General features: G+C 41.2%; 19 protein-coding genes. All 19 read left to right on the plus strand.

Translation table 11 applies throughout. The features are described 5' to 3' along the window. Positions 1-8 precede the first annotated feature (8 nt). Positions 9-356, plus strand: coding sequence for an HNH endonuclease (locus tag GTH24_RS06755; protein WP_164526122.1), 348 nt, complete (start codon positions 9-11; stop codon positions 354-356). Next, entirely contained in the window at positions 356-757 is a 402-nt protein-coding gene (locus GTH24_RS06760; RefSeq protein ID WP_164526123.1) for a hypothetical protein, read from the plus strand. The genes GTH24_RS06755 and GTH24_RS06760 overlap by 1 nt, the downstream gene beginning before the upstream one ends. Positions 758-906: 149 nt before the next feature. Beyond that, a complete protein-coding gene (locus GTH24_RS06765; protein WP_164526124.1) occupies positions 907-1,380 on the plus strand; it encodes a phage terminase small subunit P27 family in 474 nt (157 codons plus the stop codon). A 3-nt stretch (positions 1,381-1,383) separates the two neighbouring features. Next, the gene (locus GTH24_RS06770; protein ID WP_164526125.1) at positions 1,384-3,117 is read left to right on the plus strand and encodes a terminase large subunit; all 1,734 of its coding nucleotides are present in this window, start codon (positions 1,384-1,386) and stop codon (positions 3,115-3,117) included. Next, positions 3,117-4,448 (plus strand): phage portal protein, encoded by a 1,332-nt coding sequence (locus GTH24_RS06775; protein WP_164526126.1) that lies wholly within the window; start codon positions 3,117-3,119, stop codon positions 4,446-4,448. The genes GTH24_RS06770 and GTH24_RS06775 overlap by 1 nt, the downstream gene beginning before the upstream one ends. 4 nt (positions 4,449-4,452) lie before the next feature. Further along, positions 4,453-5,304, plus strand: coding sequence for a head maturation protease, ClpP-related (locus GTH24_RS06780; protein WP_164526127.1), 852 nt, complete (start codon positions 4,453-4,455; stop codon positions 5,302-5,304). A gap of 11 nt (positions 5,305-5,315) precedes the next feature. Next, positions 5,316-6,530: a phage major capsid protein gene (locus GTH24_RS06785; RefSeq protein WP_164526128.1), complete on the plus strand. Its 1,215-nt coding sequence runs from the start codon at positions 5,316-5,318 to the stop codon at positions 6,528-6,530. 43 nt (positions 6,531-6,573) lie between these two features. Beyond that, on the plus strand, positions 6,574-6,798 hold the full coding sequence (locus tag GTH24_RS06790) for a hypothetical protein (protein ID WP_164526129.1): 225 nt from the start codon (positions 6,574-6,576) through the stop codon (positions 6,796-6,798). Further along, the gene (locus tag GTH24_RS06795; protein ID WP_069368412.1) at positions 6,798-7,124 is read left to right on the plus strand and encodes a head-tail connector protein; all 327 of its coding nucleotides are present in this window, start codon (positions 6,798-6,800) and stop codon (positions 7,122-7,124) included. Before GTH24_RS06790 ends, GTH24_RS06795 begins: the two co-directional genes overlap by 1 nt. Positions 7,125-7,132: 8 nt before the next feature. Continuing rightward, the gene (locus GTH24_RS06800; RefSeq protein ID WP_069368413.1) at positions 7,133-7,462 is read left to right on the plus strand and encodes a phage head closure protein; all 330 of its coding nucleotides are present in this window, start codon (positions 7,133-7,135) and stop codon (positions 7,460-7,462) included. After that, positions 7,455-7,925, plus strand: a complete 471-nt coding sequence (locus GTH24_RS06805; RefSeq protein WP_223672409.1) for an HK97-gp10 family putative phage morphogenesis protein — start codon at positions 7,455-7,457, stop codon at positions 7,923-7,925. Before GTH24_RS06800 ends, GTH24_RS06805 begins: the two co-directional genes overlap by 8 nt. A 4-nt stretch (positions 7,926-7,929) precedes the next feature. Further along, a complete protein-coding gene (gene gp17, locus GTH24_RS06810; RefSeq protein ID WP_164526130.1) occupies positions 7,930-8,271 on the plus strand; it encodes a tail completion protein gp17 in 342 nt (113 codons plus the stop codon). A gap of 9 nt (positions 8,272-8,280) precedes the next feature. Next, a complete protein-coding gene (locus GTH24_RS06815; RefSeq protein ID WP_069368416.1) occupies positions 8,281-8,955 on the plus strand; it encodes a hypothetical protein in 675 nt (224 codons plus the stop codon). Positions 8,956-8,989: 34 nt separating this feature from the next. After that, complete coding sequence (locus GTH24_RS06820) at positions 8,990-9,403, plus strand: hypothetical protein (RefSeq protein WP_069368417.1); 414 nt, start codon at positions 8,990-8,992, stop codon at positions 9,401-9,403. Between the two features lie 44 nt (positions 9,404-9,447). Next, positions 9,448-9,678: a phage tail assembly protein T gene (locus GTH24_RS06825; RefSeq protein WP_069368418.1), complete on the plus strand. Its 231-nt coding sequence runs from the start codon at positions 9,448-9,450 to the stop codon at positions 9,676-9,678. Positions 9,679-9,721: 43 nt separating this feature from the next. Continuing rightward, on the plus strand, positions 9,722-13,006 hold the full coding sequence (locus GTH24_RS06830) for a phage tail tape measure protein (RefSeq protein WP_164526131.1): 3,285 nt from the start codon (positions 9,722-9,724) through the stop codon (positions 13,004-13,006). Beyond that, a complete protein-coding gene (locus GTH24_RS06835; protein WP_156733248.1) occupies positions 13,007-13,603 on the plus strand; it encodes a hypothetical protein in 597 nt (198 codons plus the stop codon). It abuts the gene before it with no gap. Beyond that, a complete protein-coding gene (locus tag GTH24_RS06840) occupies positions 13,603-14,184 on the plus strand; it encodes a hypothetical protein (RefSeq protein WP_156733249.1) in 582 nt (193 codons plus the stop codon). The genes GTH24_RS06835 and GTH24_RS06840 overlap by 1 nt, the downstream gene beginning before the upstream one ends. A 58-nt stretch (positions 14,185-14,242) precedes the next feature. Then, positions 14,243-15,070, plus strand: coding sequence for a hypothetical protein (locus GTH24_RS06845; RefSeq protein ID WP_156733250.1), 828 nt, complete (start codon positions 14,243-14,245; stop codon positions 15,068-15,070). Positions 15,071-15,079 lie beyond the last annotated feature (9 nt).

A 15,079-nucleotide genomic window follows, 5' to 3' on the forward strand; every position in this document is an offset into this window, starting at 1 on the left:
GAGGTAACATGCCACCTCGCATACCAAGAGCGTGTCGTAAACAGGGATGCGCCAAGACAACAACAGAACGTAACGGTTACTGTGAAGATCATCAGAACTTAGGATGGGAAACCCACCAGCGCGGTAAGTCTCGTCATCAACGTGGTTATGGTACAAAGTGGGATAAGTTACGAGCACGTATACTCAAGCGTGATAAGTATCTGTGTCAGGAGTGCTTAAAAGCAGGACGAGCAACCGAAGCGAAAACAGTTGACCACATCATTGCTAAAGCACATGGGGGGACCGATGCAGAAGAGAACTTGCAAAGCTTATGCTGGCCCTGTCACAGAGCTAAGACAGCAAAGGAAGGGAAATAATGACACTACCTGATTTACCCTCAGCTCAGAATGAATACCAAGCAATATTATTTGCGAAGGCTTATGCAGATAGCATTAAAACATACTCTCGGTTAACGGAGCTAAAACGTAAACGGATGCAAGCACAAGAAGAGTCAGCGCCTGAATGGTTCTTGCGTATGGTAGATATCGACATAGATTACATACTTTTTCGTCTAGAGCAGCTTGAACGCTGGGGATGTGATGATGACCCTAGAGCGCTTGCATCAAATATTGAACAGCGTATTCGTATTGTTTTTGACATGGTATCTAACTTTTTAAAACCATCAAGGATGCTATGGGGAAGCGTTAAACGGACAGAGGTTTGGCTTGCTGAGTCGGTTAAAGCGGACACTCTTAAGGGAAATAATTCCGTAGCTTAAAGCTACCCTATTGTTCATAGGGGAGGGGCGGGTCAAATCCCTGCCACTCTCGCTACCTAGGACCGCCCCCTTACCTCTTTTCACATCACCGCAGGTTAGAAAACTTTTTTTGGGGAACCCCAAGCGATTATTGATAGGAGATTTCTATTATGGCTGGACCGCCTAAAACCCCGTCACATCTGCAATTGGTGAGGGGGAACCCATCAAAACGACCGATTAATAAAAAAGAGCCAAAGCCCCCTTCAGGGGTACCCCCAACTCCGAAGTATTTTGATAAGCGGGGAAAGTATTGGTTTAAGCGGATGGGCGAAGAATTAAACGCATTGGGCGTGATGAGCACACTCGATGCTAAAGCATTAGAAATGTTAGTCGAAGCCTATGTTGAGTATCGACAACATTGCGAGACACTCGATGAAGAAGGTTATACCTACGATGTCATATCATCGATGGGCGATAAATTAAAAAAAGCTCACCCAGCCGCAGCAATGAAGGCCGATGCATGGAAACGTATTCGCGCCATGTTAAGTGAATTTGGTATGACTCCCGCTTCTCGAGCAAAAGTCACGATGAACACTCCTGCCGAAGAAGATCCTTTTGAGGCATTTTTGAAAAAGCGCAAATGATGAATGGCAATCGTAGCAGATGGAATTCAGTACGCCGAACAGGTGGTTGCTGGAGAAATTGTTGCGTGCGAACTGGTACGTTTAGCGTGCCAACGGTTTTTGAATGATTTAGAGCATGGGCCTGAGCGTGGCATCTATTTCATTGAAGATCGCGCACAGCACATACTCGATTTTTACAGTTTTATTCCTCATGTCAAAGGGGCGTTAGCCGGTAAGCCCATAGATTTAATGCCTTGGCATGTATTTATCTTAATTAATATTTTTGGCTTTGTTATTCCGTTAATTGATGAACAAACGGGTAAAGAAGTTGTGGATGAAGACGGTGATGTTGTTTTTGTTCGTCGTTTTCGCACAGCTTATGACGAAGTTGCACGTAAAAACGCAAAATCCACATTGTCATCCGGTATTGGGCTGTATATGACCGGTGCCGATGGTGAAGGCGGTGCCGAAGTTTATTCCGCAGCAACGACACGTGATCAGGCTCGTATCGTATTTGAAGATGCGAAGAACATGCTGAAGAAGTCCAAAGAGACATTGGGACGTTTATTTGAATTTAATAAACTCGCTATCTATCAAGAAAGAACTGCCTCTAAGTTTGAACCGCTTTCTAGTGATGCCAACAACCTCGATGGTTTAAACATTCATTGCGGTATTGTTGATGAATTACATGCACACAAAACTCGTGATGTGTGGGATGTATTAGAAACCGCGACCGGTGCGCGTCTGCAGTCTCTTCTTTTTGGGATCACCACTGCGGGTTTTAATAAGGAGGGGATTTGTTACGAACTGCGGGATTACGGTATTAAAGTGCTTCGTGGCCAAGTCGATGATGACTCGTTTTTCGCGATTATTTATACCTTAGATAAGGACGATGATCCCTTTGATGAAACCGTATGGCAAAAAGCGAATCCGGGGCTCGGTGTTTGTAAGCGCTGGGATGATTTACGCCGTCTAGCCAAGAAAGCCAAAGAGCAGGTTTCTGCACGGATTAACTTCTTCACCAAACACATGAATATTTGGGTCACGGCCGAATCTTCATGGATGGACATGATGAAATGGGATGATGCGCCTAAATTAGCACCTCAAGAAGAATTACAAACTTATCCGTTATGGGTGGGTGTTGACCTTGCCAATAAAATTGATATTTGTGCGGCTGCTAAAGTGTGGAAACAGCCCGATAACGGTCATGTTCATGCTGATTTTAAGTTTTGGTTACCCGAAGACCGGCTTGAGCGTTGTTCTAAACAAATGGCAGAACTCTATCGCAAATGGGCTGATATGGGATATCTAACATTAACTGATGGTGAAGTTGTCGATCATGCTCAAATTAAAGAAGAAATTATTGAATGGGTGACGGGTGAGAACTTAAACGAACTGGGTTTTGACCCGTGGAGTGCGACACAATTTAGTTTATCACTCGCTGAAGAAGGGCTACCTCTTGTTGAGGTTGCTCAAACGGTTCGTAACTTTTCTGAATCCATGAAAGAAATTGAAGCACTGGTTTATGCGGGTAAGTTTCATCATAGCCAACACCCTGTTATGAACTGGATGATGTCGAACGTCACGGTTAAACCGGATAAAAACGACAATATTTTCCCTAATAAATCCACACCCGAGGCAAAAATTGACGGCCCTGTTGCACTATTTACAGGCATGAGTCGATTATTGGTGAATGGTGGCAGTGATAAACCCGATATCTCAGGATTTATAAATAACCCAATCATAGTAGGTATCTAATGCAACACAATAAAAAACCAGGGCGCATTAAAAGTGCGCTTCTTAATTGGTTGGGCGTACCTATTTCGCTGACCAGTGGAGAGTTTTGGCAAGAATGGAGTGGCACAAGCAGTAGTGGAAAAGTCGTAACAGCAGATAAAGCAATGCAACTTTCTGCAGTTTGGGCATGTGTAAGATTGCTGAGTGAATCAATATCGACATTACCGATCAAGATTTATAAAAGTGAAAGTGATGGCTCAAGAAGCTTAGCGAAAGAGCACCCTATTTATAGATTGCTGTGCAAGCAACCTAATTTTGAAATGACGCCTTCCCGCTTTATGTTAATGGTTGTTGCTAGCCTTTGTTTGCGTGGCAATAGTTTTATTGAGAAAAAGTATATTGGCTCAAAATTGGTTGCTTTAGAGCCTTTATTGCCACAAAACATGACGGTTAAACGCAGTGAGCAAACGGGGATGCTCGAATATAAATACACCGATCCGTTAGGGCAAAAAATACGAACTATCCCTATTAATAATATTATGCACATTCGTGGGTTCGGCATGGATGGCATTTGCGGAATGATCCCTGTAAAAATAGGGCGTGATGTTATTGGTGCTGCATTATCTGTTGAAGAGTCAGCCGCTAAGATATTTGAAAATGGATTGCAAAGTTCGGGTTTTTTATCTGCTGAACAACCGCTTAATGAAGAACAAAGAGAGCGCATTAGAAGTTATTTATTAAGCTTTGTAGGTTCAAAAAATGCGGGAAAAATGATGGTGCTTGAAGGGGGGATGAAATACAACAATGTCACCATGAATCCTGAAGCGGCTCAAATGTTAGAAAGTAGAACCTTCAGTATTGAAGAAATTTGTCGATGGTTTCGTGTTCCACCCTTTATGGTGGGGCATATGGACAAACAAAGTAGTTGGGCATCGAGCGTCGAAGGTATGAATATGCAGTTTCTTACTAATACGCTAAGACCTCTTTTAGTCAATATAGAGCAAGAAATTAGCCGATGCTTATTGAATGGCGACGATGATTATTATGCTGAATTCTCTGTTGAAGGTTTATTACGGGCTGACAGTGCAGGGCGCTCTGCTTACTACACAACGGCATTACAAAATGGCTGGATGAGTCGAAATGATGTGAGACGACTAGAGAATTTACCGCCGATTGATGGTGGTGATATTTACACCGTCCAGCTTAATTTAACACCCCTTGATCAACTGGGACAAGAAGCCTCTAGCAATGAGGCTGAAAAACTTAAAGCGCAGATCACCAACTGGTTGTTTCCTGAAGGCAATCCCGTAGCCCCACATTCTCAAAACAATCAACCTCACTCTGAGGAGTAAATTTATGAAAAAAAGTCATTTGCCAGTTGCGCTGGAGGATCGCCCCTGCGCATCGATTAGCTATGAGCTGAAATCTAAAGCACTGGATAAATGGAATAGCAGTATTCGTGCATCAAGTACAGATAACACCATCTCAATATTAGATGTGATTGGTGAAGATTATTGGGGAGAGGGGGTTACCGCAAAACGTATTTCTGCCGCACTTCACGCCATTGGAAATAATGATGTGGTTGTCAATATCAATAGTCCAGGTGGCGATATGTTTGAAGGATTAGCCATTTATAACCTACTTCGCTCTCACAGTGGAAAAGTGACCGTCAATATTTTAGGTATTGCCGCTTCAGCTGCGTCCATTATTGCAATGGCTGGTGATGAAGTTCAAATGGGGCGCGGTGCCTTTTTGATGATCCATAACTGTTGGGCTGTCGGTGTGGGTAATCGGCATGACTTTGCAAAATTAGCTAATGATCTCGCCCCTTTTGATACGTCGATGGCAGATATCTATGTGGCACGTAGTGGGCAATCTAATGAAGTCGTGAGTCAGATGATGGACGACGAGACCTATATTGGTGCGAACGAAGCGATTGAAAAAGGGTTTGCTGATAATTTGCTTACTGCAGATATCGTTGATGATGGTGATGAAAGCCCACAAGCCGCCATTCGTAAATTAGATGCGTTACTTGCTAAGGCGAACACCTCTCGCTCTGAGCGTAGAAAACTTATTAGTGCTTTAACACGAAGTATGCCGAGCGCTACTTCCAATCCTCACGGTACGCCAAGCGCTACCTCTGAAATTAATCCTGACACTCTTTCTGAATTGGAAAAGGCGGTAAATGCCTTTGCCACAGCTAACTAATTGGAGACATTATGTCTGATACAAATGAATTATTAAAAAATCTATCGGCAAAAATTGAAGAAGCCAACGGCAAATTTAATGCTAAAGCCGAAGAAGCCTTAAAAGAAGCGCAAAAAGTCGGTAGTTTAAGCACCGAAACTAAAGCAGCAGTCGATAAGATGGCAACCGAACTGAATGCATTGCGTGAATCTGAAAAAACACTCAAAGCTTCATTAGGCGAATTAGAGCAACATGTAGCACAAATGCCACTGAATAATGCGGTTCAGGCAGCCAAAACAATTGGTCAACAAGTCATTTCTGCAGATGTACTGAAAGAAATTAACTCGAGTATTCAATCAAGTAAGCGCATTTCTATTCCAGTGCAAGCCGCATTAACTTCAACCGGTGTAGCTGAAGGTGTTGTTGAACCTCAACGTTTACCTGGTATTGATGTTGCGCCAAAACAGCGTTTATTTATCCGTGATTTGATTGCACCGGGCAAAACCACTTCACCGGCTATTTTTTGGGTTCAGCAGACGGGTTTTACGAATAAAGCTTCTGTGGTACCAGAAAATACCGCTAAGCCTTACAGTGACATTGAGTTTGCAACCAAAATCACACCAGTAACCACTATTGCTCATATGTTCAAGGCCTCTAAACAAATCCTAGATGATTTTGCACAACTGCAGTCTTTAGTCGATGCTGAAATGCGTTATGGTTTGAAGTTTGTTGAAGAGCAAGAAATCTTGTTTGGTGACGGTTCTGGCGCTCACTTACATGGCATTATTCCTCAAGCCTCTAAATATAAACCTGAATTTAGCGTCGAAAAGCAAAGTGGCATTGATGATTTACGCCTTGCGATGCTACAAGCGCAATTAGCTCGACTGCCTGCCACAGGGCATGTTTTGCATTTTATCGATTGGGCGAAAATTGAATTAACCAAAGACTCATTAGGGCGTTACATTCTTGCCAACCCATCTGCATTAATTGGCCCAACTTTATGGGGTCTACCTGTTGTTGCTACTGAATCAACGGCCTTTAAAGGCAAATTCTTAACAGGGGCATTTAACGCGGGTGCGCAGTTATTCGATCGTGAAGAAACCAATGTGGTGATTTCTACGGAAAACACTGACGATTTTGAGAAAAACATGATCTCAATTCGTTGCGAGGAGCGTTTGGCGTTAGCAGTAAAACGTCCGGAAGCCTTTGTTTACGGTGATTTCACCGTACCTACATCAGGGGAATAATCGATAGAGCGGTCTTCATGACCGCTTTTTCTTTGGGGGCAACATGAAGTTAATCGTATTACGTGCCATTTACTTTGGCGGTGTCGTTGTTACTGAGGGAAAAGAGATTGAAACCTTAGAACAACATGGGCGTGAGTTAATTCAAAAAGGCTATGCAAAAGAAAAGGAAGTTGTACATCCTGCTATTGAGCCTGAGCCTGAGCCTGAGCCTGAGCCTGAGCCTGAGCCTGAGCATAAAAAAAACACCAAGGCTAAAAAGGAGAAATAATGCTTTCTCTGGAATTAGTAAAACAACATTGCAATATTGATCCTGATTTTACGGATGATGATAAATTGCTCGCTCTTTATACCAACTCTGCAGTGAAATTTGTCGAGAACTACACTCGCAGGACGCTTTATGAAAAGGAAGTATCGGAAGGATACCAAGAAGATGCCGATCATCTATTACTGACAGATGATGTTTCTGCTGCCATGTTATTACTGATTGGGCAGTGGTATGAAAATCGCGAAGGTGTGATCTCAGGACGCTCGTTTTCAACTCAACCCTTTGCGGTGGAAGCGTTATTGCAACCTTATCGAATTTACGGTGTGTAGGAGGTTGTATGCAAGCTGGAAAATTACGGCATGTCATTAAAATACAAAAACCGACATTAGCGCCCGATGCCATTAGCGGTAATGAAGTAATTTGGGAAGATTTCTTACCAAAAGTACGCGCATCTATTGCACCTTATCAGGGGCGTGAATACTTTCAGGCACAGCAAGTCCAAAGTGAAGCCAGCACACGTATTCTTATTCGCTACGTGCCAGGAATAAACACGTCAATGCGTGTCGTTTATGGTGAAAGAGTGTTCGATATCATCTCAATTATTGATCCGAAAGAACAGCACAGAGAGCTACAACTGATGTGCAAGGAAGGAGTTAATGATGGGTGAGATTAAAATCAGCGGATTGTCTGAAATACAACGAAAAATGCAAGAAGTTGCACGCAAGGTTAGAAACCGTAGCGCACGCAAAGCAATGAATGCAGGGGCATCGACATTAAAAAAGGAAATTAAGAACCGCGTACCCATTTTGAAAGAAGATGTTCCACATCGACGCAAAGGGACGATTAAACGTAACATTCGCTCTAAAACAAAAGTACAGCGTAACGGGCAAACAAAAACACGTATCTGGGTAAAGTCTTTACCGGGTAAAAAAATTACTGCATTCAAACAAGCGACAGGAAAAAGTGCCGCATTAAACCCGAATGATCCTTTTTATTGGTGGTTCGTCGAGTTTGGTACTTCAAAGATGCCAGCTCAACCTTTTATGAGACCGGGTTTTGAAGCTAAAAAAGAGGCCACCGCAAAAGTGATTGTTCAAACGTTAAAAGAGGAAATTGAGAAAACAAGGTAACAATATGATTTATCAATTAAAGGAAGCCCTTTCAGCGCTAGTCGATGAAAGGGTTTTTTTTCAGGTATTGCCTGAAGGTAAATTGGTTTACCCCGCTATTGTGATCCAATTTTCCAGTATCACACCGAATAACGCGCTGGTGGAGATGGATCTCGATGATTATCGCGTCCAGCTCGATGTGTACGACTCTAACCCGAAAAACCTAACAACAATGCGTAAGAAAATAAACTCAATTATGGTCGAAAGCATTCCTTTTTCTCAGCGTATTAACACGTTTTTCGAATATGAATCCGATGTCAAATTACATCGGCTCATTCTGGAATTTACTATCTCATCAGATAAATAGGATATTGATATGGCAAAGCCAAAAAATCATAAAGCAACCCCCTTCCTTGGCACAAAACTGTTTGTTCAAACAGGATTAGGTGAGGAGGTGAGCATTACTGCAGTGACACTTTCTCCCGCTACGCTCACCATCGAAGGGAGTAAATTAAAAGCTGATGACATGATTGTGTTATCAGGTTTAGGAGAACTCAATGGGCGCTTTCCTGTCGCCAGTGTTGAAGGCGATAAGGTGACCCTGTGTGACGAAGTGGATTGGAGTGATAAAACGCTACCTACGGATTTTGCAGAAGCAAAAGCACAACGTATTCAATGGTCTAATAACTTTTGTGCCGTGAAAAGCTTCAGCAAAGACGGCTCGACGACCGAACAAATCGACGTCACCACTATTTGCAGTGACGGCAAAGAATATGAATCCGGTGATACGGAATACGGCTCAATTAAATTAACGTTTTTCTTGCAGTATAGCTCTAGTGCTGTTCAGCGATTATTACGTAAGTATGAGAATAGCAAAGAAAAATTTGCTGTAAAAATGGTGCTCACTCGTGATGAAGGTGCCATGTTCTATTTCGGCTCGATCGAAACGGGGATGAATATTGAGGGGAGTGTTGGGCAGATGATGGACTCAGGTGTGTCGATTAAATTGTCTGGTCGCGACTATTTAAATGTTCCTTTAGCCTCCGTATAAAAACTAACTTTAGCAAAACAAATTAAGGGCTACCATGTCGAATACATTATTACGTGAGTTAGTGTTAAATCAAGCGCTTAAAATCACTCCTTTTACCTATTTAGATAACACCTTTTATGTCAAAGAGCTGGATGTTGGCACAATGAATTACATTCAGCGAAAATTACGTCAAATAAAAATGAAGCTTGCAGAAGAGCAAGATATTTATTTAGACGAAGAAGATGCTGATCAATTCAATGAAGCAATGAATCGAGTTTATGACGAGTTTGATGTGGCACGTATGCTCGCCTTTAAACTCTGTGATGAAAAAGGGGAACTCCTTTTTGATGCTGAAAATGAAGATGACCTAAAAGGTCTTAATCGCTTAGGGCAAGGGTTCTCTAATGCTGTTTTTAATGCGGAGGGCGGTAACGAAAAAAACTCACAGACCGGCGACAATTCCAAATAATATTGTCGTTGGCACTGGGAAAAACCCTCGTAGAAATAGAGCAAATGCCCGAAAGCCACTTGTGTGAATATGAAGCCTTTTATCGCAAACAACCCTTTGGTTTATGGCGAGAGGATTACCGTATGGCGCAAGTGGCTCATCTTTTAGCAATAGCGAATTGCGATCCGAAATCTACCCCACCTAAATTAACTGACTTTATGCCAATGTGGCAGAAAAAAACATCAGAAGCTGAAGAGTGGGATAGCGTTACTCAGAATGTTTTAGCTCATCGTTAGCCCCTTGCTGGGGCTTTTATTTTATTGTTTTTAAGGAGTTTCTATGGCTGGCGCATTGGGAACATTAAATATTGATTTAACGCTGAACACGGCTAGTTTCACCAATGCGATCAACCGTAGTCAGCATCAAACAGAACGGTTTAATCAAAGTGTTCGTGTGAGCCTGCAGTCTATTACTGTTCAACAAGAACGCATGGCATCACAAACAGCCAAATCAGCCTCGTCATTTGCTAGTTTTGCTAAAGCAGTGACAGGCGCACTTTCTGTTCATCAGGTGATCAGTTATGCCGATGGTTGGACGGACTTACAAAACAGATTGAAGTTAGTTACAAAGAGCACTCAAGAATTAAATAAAGCAACCAATGATGTCTATACCATTGCTCAAAAAACATACCAATCTTTGGATGCGACTGCACAGGTTTATCAGCGTTTTTCTGATAATGCAGAACGATTAGGTATTAATCAGCAAAAAGTCGCTGAACTGACTGAAACGGTATCTAAAGCCGTCTCTCTTTCTGGAACGAGTGCAGCAGCTGCAGCAACGGGTTTAACACAATTTGGTCAAGCATTAGCAGCAGGTCAGTTACGTGGACAAGATTTAAACTCTGTTATCGAGCAAATCCCCGGTTTAGCACAAGCTATTGCTGAAGGGATGGGGATCAGTATGGGAGAGTTAAAACAAAGAGCCCAAGACGGTGAAATGGCGATTGATAAAATTATTAAGGCATTGGAAAAAGTCAAAGATTCTGTTGATCAAAAATTTGCTACTAGCGTCACTACGGTTAGCCAAGGTTTTACTAATTTACAATCAGCAATGACAAAGTTTGTTGGTGAAGCCAATCAAAGTACTGGAGCGACTCAGTTATTAAATACTGGCTTATCTGCATTGTCTAATAACTTTTCTGAAGTAATGAGAGTAGTCGAAACATTAGCGGTTACGGCTATTGTGATGAAAATAACAAAATGGACTCAAGCAACTTACGCACAAACTGTCGCAACAAAATTAAAAGTCCAACAAGATCTGATTGCAGCTAAAGCGACGCAAGCAAAAATGACAGCAGAGTTAGAATTGGCTCGTGTTGAGATGCGTTCTTTGCAAGCACAACTTCAATTAGCCCAAACAGAAGCACAGCGCAGTAGCATTAGAATGCGAATGAAAGCACAATCTTCAATTATTGTGTCGGCCACAAATGCAGAAACGTTAGCGATACAGCGATTGAATGCAGCACAAAGAGCTAGTTCAACATTAGGACGGGGATTTGGAGGGGCACTTGCTTTTCTTGGGGGACCATTAGGGATTGCGACTGGTTTATTGACTGTTGGTGCAATGGCTTATTATGAGTGGCAACAACAAGCAGAACAATCAAGACAAAAGGCTCTTGAGTATGCAGAATCATTAGATGTTGCGACAGAAGCATTAAATAAACTGAGTAATGCAGAACGTCAAGCATCAATAGGAAAATTATCTGATAGTTTTGACGCACAAATTGAGAAAATAGAAGAGCTAAAGAGAAAGCAAGAAGAGCTATCACGTAAAGCATCTGATAGTAACGGCGGTAATCAATGGGCTCCTCTTTATTATACTGGCGATCGCGATGTAGATTCAATCAGGATAATTAAAGCACAAACTGAAGCTAGAAAAGAGGAAATCCAAGTAATAGCAGAGGTTGAAGCAAAAAATAGAGAATTAGAAGCCACACGTAAGAAAATGGCATTATTGCTTGATGCTGAAGTTCAAAAAAATGGAATGGTTTCTAATGCCTATGCGCTTTATGCAAGTCGTATTTATGATGCATCTGTTAGATCTGATGAATTAATTGGTAAACTTCATCTACAAGGTTCTGCTTTTGATAATTTAGCGCAATCTATTCGCTCAGCCACTCAGGAGCAACAACAGTTTTCAGCAAATTCTTTAATTATAGTATCTGCTGATGCCCAAAAATCAATAGACGCTTCTCTTCGAGCCATTGAAAAAGCTAAGGCTACTGGCGAAGCATTAGCTAAACTGAACGCTGAGGATGTTCTCGCCAGTAGAAAAGTAACGCCTGATATGCAAGGCTATGATAAAGCGTTACAGGCAGAAATCGAGGCACAACTTGCCTCACAATCTAAAAAAATCAAACCACCCAAAACGCCAAAATCAAGCATTGATTATGCCAAACAGTACACAAAACTCCTTTCTGATTTACAAGAAAAGCAAGCCTCATTGATTGCCGATGGAAAGAGTATTCAACTGTATGGCACCACATCTTCATTTAATGAATATAATTCTGCGCTTGCTGATATCAAAACAAATAAAGATAAATTTGACGAAATCTTAAAGATTGATCCAAAGGCAATCGAAACTATCAAAGAGAAAGCTAAAGCCATTGATGATATGGCTCGTGCTAATTCTGTCGCGCAATTTGCTTATGATCGCGGTAAAGAAGTTGAGCAAATGCAGTTTGAGACTTCATTAATAGGAAAATCAAGGGCGGAACAGGAAAGATTAAATGCTTTGAGGGAAGTTGATTTACTGTATAAGCAGGCCAGTGTGGATTTAGGAGATAAAGAACTCGCAAACTTACAGCGCAATGTCGAACTCACAAAACAAAAGATTGATGCCGAATTACAAAAACGCGAATTAATGAAATTAGATCCTGTTGAAGGTTTAAGTCAGGGGCTTTCGGATTTTAGTGATTCCGCTACCAATGTGATGGAAAACGTTAAAAATGTAACCGCTAATGCTTTGAATAATATGTCTGACTCTTTAGCTGATTTTGTTTTAACGGGTAAAGGTAGCTTTAAAGACTTTGCGAATGCTGTGATATCTGACATTACTCGTATGGTGATGAAGATGTTAGTTTTCAAAGCGATTGAAGCAGGAACCAGCTTTTTTATGGGCGGAGCTTCTGGCGGTGGTGATGCTGGTGGAGGGCCAGGAGGACTTTTTGCGTATGGCGGATATACGGGCCATGGCGGGAAGTTTGAACCTAAAGGCGTTGTTCATGGTGGTGAGTTTGTCTTCACAAAAGAAGCGACAGCAAAATTAGGGATCGGCAATCTTTATCGCTTGATGAATTCGACACAGGGCTATGCTTCTGGTGGTTTTGTTGGTTCATTGGCTGGAAAGGTGCCGTCAACACCAGTCACAACATCATCTTCATCAGGAGTTAATATCACAGTGGTAAACCAAATTACGGTGACAGGTAACGGTGATGCTGTTCTTGCTCAAGCAATGAAAGAAGCTGCAGAACAAGGTACAGAAGCTGGTGCACAAAAAGCAAGGGCGATTATATTGCAAGATTTTCAGAGTAATGGAACTGCACGTAGAACGTTAGGAGTGTAGATGAATATTTTAGCATGGCCAGAAGATGTATGCCCTATTAATGAAGATTGGCAATTACTCAGTAATAGTAAAACGTTCACCTCTCCGTTTAATGGCAGTAGTCAAACAGTTCGTTTTCCGGGGAGCCGTTGGCGTTGTGAGTTAACGTTTAGTAATTTAAGTGAAGAAAAATCACGTAAACTTGAGGCTCTTGTTGCCGCACTTGATGGTATGTCAGGAAGAGTGAGAATATCGAGTTGGATTAGAAAAGGGAAAGAAGGGTACGGCACTCCTAAAATTTCCTCTGCTGGGCAGTCTGGTAGTGTTTTGCAAACATCAGGCTGGAAGCGAAATATGCGCGTTTTACAGCAGGGTGACCGCCTCACAATTGGGAATGAGTTGAAAATGGTAGTAGCGGATGTTGTTAGCGACAACGAAGGTCGAGCTGTCATTTCAATTTCTCCTATGCTCAGAACTCCACCTACATTGAACGAAGAGGTGATCATCAAAGCCCCTTTTGGGGTTTTTCGATTATCAGACAATGAGCAGGGGAAATTTCAACACCGCAGACTAGGATATTCTAATGTTACCCTTTCATTTGAGGAGGTACTGTATTAATGCAATATCATCCATTTTCTGACGGTATGGTAAAAGCAATTAACGAAGGTGCTTATATCGTGCTTGCCGCTCGACTAAACCTAAAATCAGGAGTCACTTGTGCGCATACTGGCGTTGGTCAGCTTGTGATTGCAGGAGAAACTTATTTAGGTGTAGGAAGTCTTGGTGAAATCAGTCAACTTAATGAAAACAAGACAACAAGCCCGCCCCAATTACAACTTAAACTAGCTGGTTTTGACAAGTCCCTTGTCGGTATGGTGATGAATGAACAAAGCCGAGGGAGGGAGGTGCGATTAATGATGGTAGCCATTGGCGAAGATGGTAAGCCACTAATCGCGGAAATATTGTTTGTCGGGCAGATCTCATCAATTAGTGTCGTTTCTGGTGAAGAGAATGCTGTTTGTGTTAATGTTTCTAATCGATTTGAACGATGGTCAATTGGTTTACCTGACAGGTTCACTGATGAATCATGGTCATCAAGAAGACGAGGGGATCGTATTTTTCGCTATGTTGCTCAAATGGCTGAACGTGCCATTTATTGGGGTAGCAAAAAAGATGCACCTGCATTTATATATAAATAATTTGCTTATATATTTATAAAATTATATGAAATCGGTTTTGTCTTTTATGGAGGAGTGTGTGACCACTAAAGATTATGACAGTATTATAAGATATTGTTTGTCTGTAAAAACACTCGATAAATCAACGTTGTGTGAAGAGTTTGATTTAACTAGTGACGAATGTAGTGCTCTAATTAATAAGTTGTTTAATGATGGAGTATTGTATACCCAAGATAATGATGGATTTTATCATGCTGACTCTAAATATAAACATCCGGATGATATTCTGAAGGAAAAATTAAAGTCGGATAAAAAAGAAATAACGAAATCGCATAGCCATACGGGGAAATATATAAAACTTGTAAATAAAAAAGTGTGGTTTTCTTTATTGTTTTTTTTGACTGCATCTATTTGGATTGCAACTGTTATTTTGTTTTCAACTAAAGCCTTTTTATGGATGGGGATTTTATTTCCCGTAGTAATATTGGGTGTTAGTTTTTCTTTTTATAAAAAGACAGGATTTATAATTCCTTGCTTTATTGTAATTATATTATGTCCTATTTCTATTTATCTAATTAATGATATTACTCCAATGTTTGGTGAAAAGTACGAATATAGGATATGGCGAGAAAGCATAGAAAAGGATTATCAGCAAGAAGTAAATACGAAAAATATGTATATACAACAAGCGGAATCATCCTTATTGAAAATTTTAAAAGACCCCAACTCTGCTGATATATCTGGTAGTCATGTAAGTAAAACAGGGGCCGTGTGTGGTAATGTAAATTCAAAGAATAGCTTTAATGCATATACAGGGTATCAACGGTATATATATTTGTTATCAACCCCTTTTATTGATGATGGTAGTGATTCTTTCAATAAAACATGGAATGAACATTGTGATTAATTAGTTATC

This window comes from Proteus vulgaris, from assembly GCF_011045815.1.
GTDB classification, from domain to species: Bacteria; Pseudomonadota; Gammaproteobacteria; order Enterobacterales; family Enterobacteriaceae; genus Proteus; species Proteus vulgaris_B.

Excerpts from the sequence above, each read along its gene's own strand:
- GTH24_RS06755 (WP_164526122.1), top strand. The coding sequence starts at position 9 with ATGCCACCTCGCATACCAAGAGCGTGTCGTAAACAGGGATGCGCCAAG.
- GTH24_RS06760 (WP_164526123.1), top strand. The coding sequence starts at position 356 with ATGACACTACCTGATTTACCCTCAGCTCAGAATGAATACCAAGCAATA.
- GTH24_RS06765 (WP_164526124.1), top strand. The coding sequence starts at position 907 with ATGGCTGGACCGCCTAAAACCCCGTCACATCTGCAATTGGTGAGGGGG.
- GTH24_RS06770 (WP_164526125.1), top strand. The coding sequence starts at position 1,384 with ATGGCAATCGTAGCAGATGGAATTCAGTACGCCGAACAGGTGGTTGCT.
- GTH24_RS06775 (WP_164526126.1), top strand. The coding sequence starts at position 3,117 with ATGCAACACAATAAAAAACCAGGGCGCATTAAAAGTGCGCTTCTTAAT.
- GTH24_RS06780 (WP_164526127.1), top strand. The coding sequence starts at position 4,453 with ATGAAAAAAAGTCATTTGCCAGTTGCGCTGGAGGATCGCCCCTGCGCA.
- GTH24_RS06785 (WP_164526128.1), top strand. The coding sequence starts at position 5,316 with ATGTCTGATACAAATGAATTATTAAAAAATCTATCGGCAAAAATTGAA.
- GTH24_RS06790 (WP_164526129.1), top strand. The coding sequence starts at position 6,574 with ATGAAGTTAATCGTATTACGTGCCATTTACTTTGGCGGTGTCGTTGTT.
- GTH24_RS06795 (WP_069368412.1), top strand. The coding sequence starts at position 6,798 with ATGCTTTCTCTGGAATTAGTAAAACAACATTGCAATATTGATCCTGAT.
- GTH24_RS06800 (WP_069368413.1), top strand. The coding sequence starts at position 7,133 with ATGCAAGCTGGAAAATTACGGCATGTCATTAAAATACAAAAACCGACA.
- GTH24_RS06805 (WP_223672409.1), top strand. The coding sequence starts at position 7,455 with ATGGGTGAGATTAAAATCAGCGGATTGTCTGAAATACAACGAAAAATG.
- gp17 (WP_164526130.1), top strand. The coding sequence starts at position 7,930 with ATGATTTATCAATTAAAGGAAGCCCTTTCAGCGCTAGTCGATGAAAGG.
- GTH24_RS06815 (WP_069368416.1), top strand. The coding sequence starts at position 8,281 with ATGGCAAAGCCAAAAAATCATAAAGCAACCCCCTTCCTTGGCACAAAA.
- GTH24_RS06820 (WP_069368417.1), top strand. The coding sequence starts at position 8,990 with ATGTCGAATACATTATTACGTGAGTTAGTGTTAAATCAAGCGCTTAAA.
- GTH24_RS06825 (WP_069368418.1), top strand. The coding sequence starts at position 9,448 with ATGCCCGAAAGCCACTTGTGTGAATATGAAGCCTTTTATCGCAAACAA.
- GTH24_RS06830 (WP_164526131.1), top strand. The coding sequence starts at position 9,722 with ATGGCTGGCGCATTGGGAACATTAAATATTGATTTAACGCTGAACACG.
- GTH24_RS06835 (WP_156733248.1), top strand. The coding sequence starts at position 13,007 with ATGAATATTTTAGCATGGCCAGAAGATGTATGCCCTATTAATGAAGAT.
- GTH24_RS06840 (WP_156733249.1), top strand. The coding sequence starts at position 13,603 with ATGCAATATCATCCATTTTCTGACGGTATGGTAAAAGCAATTAACGAA.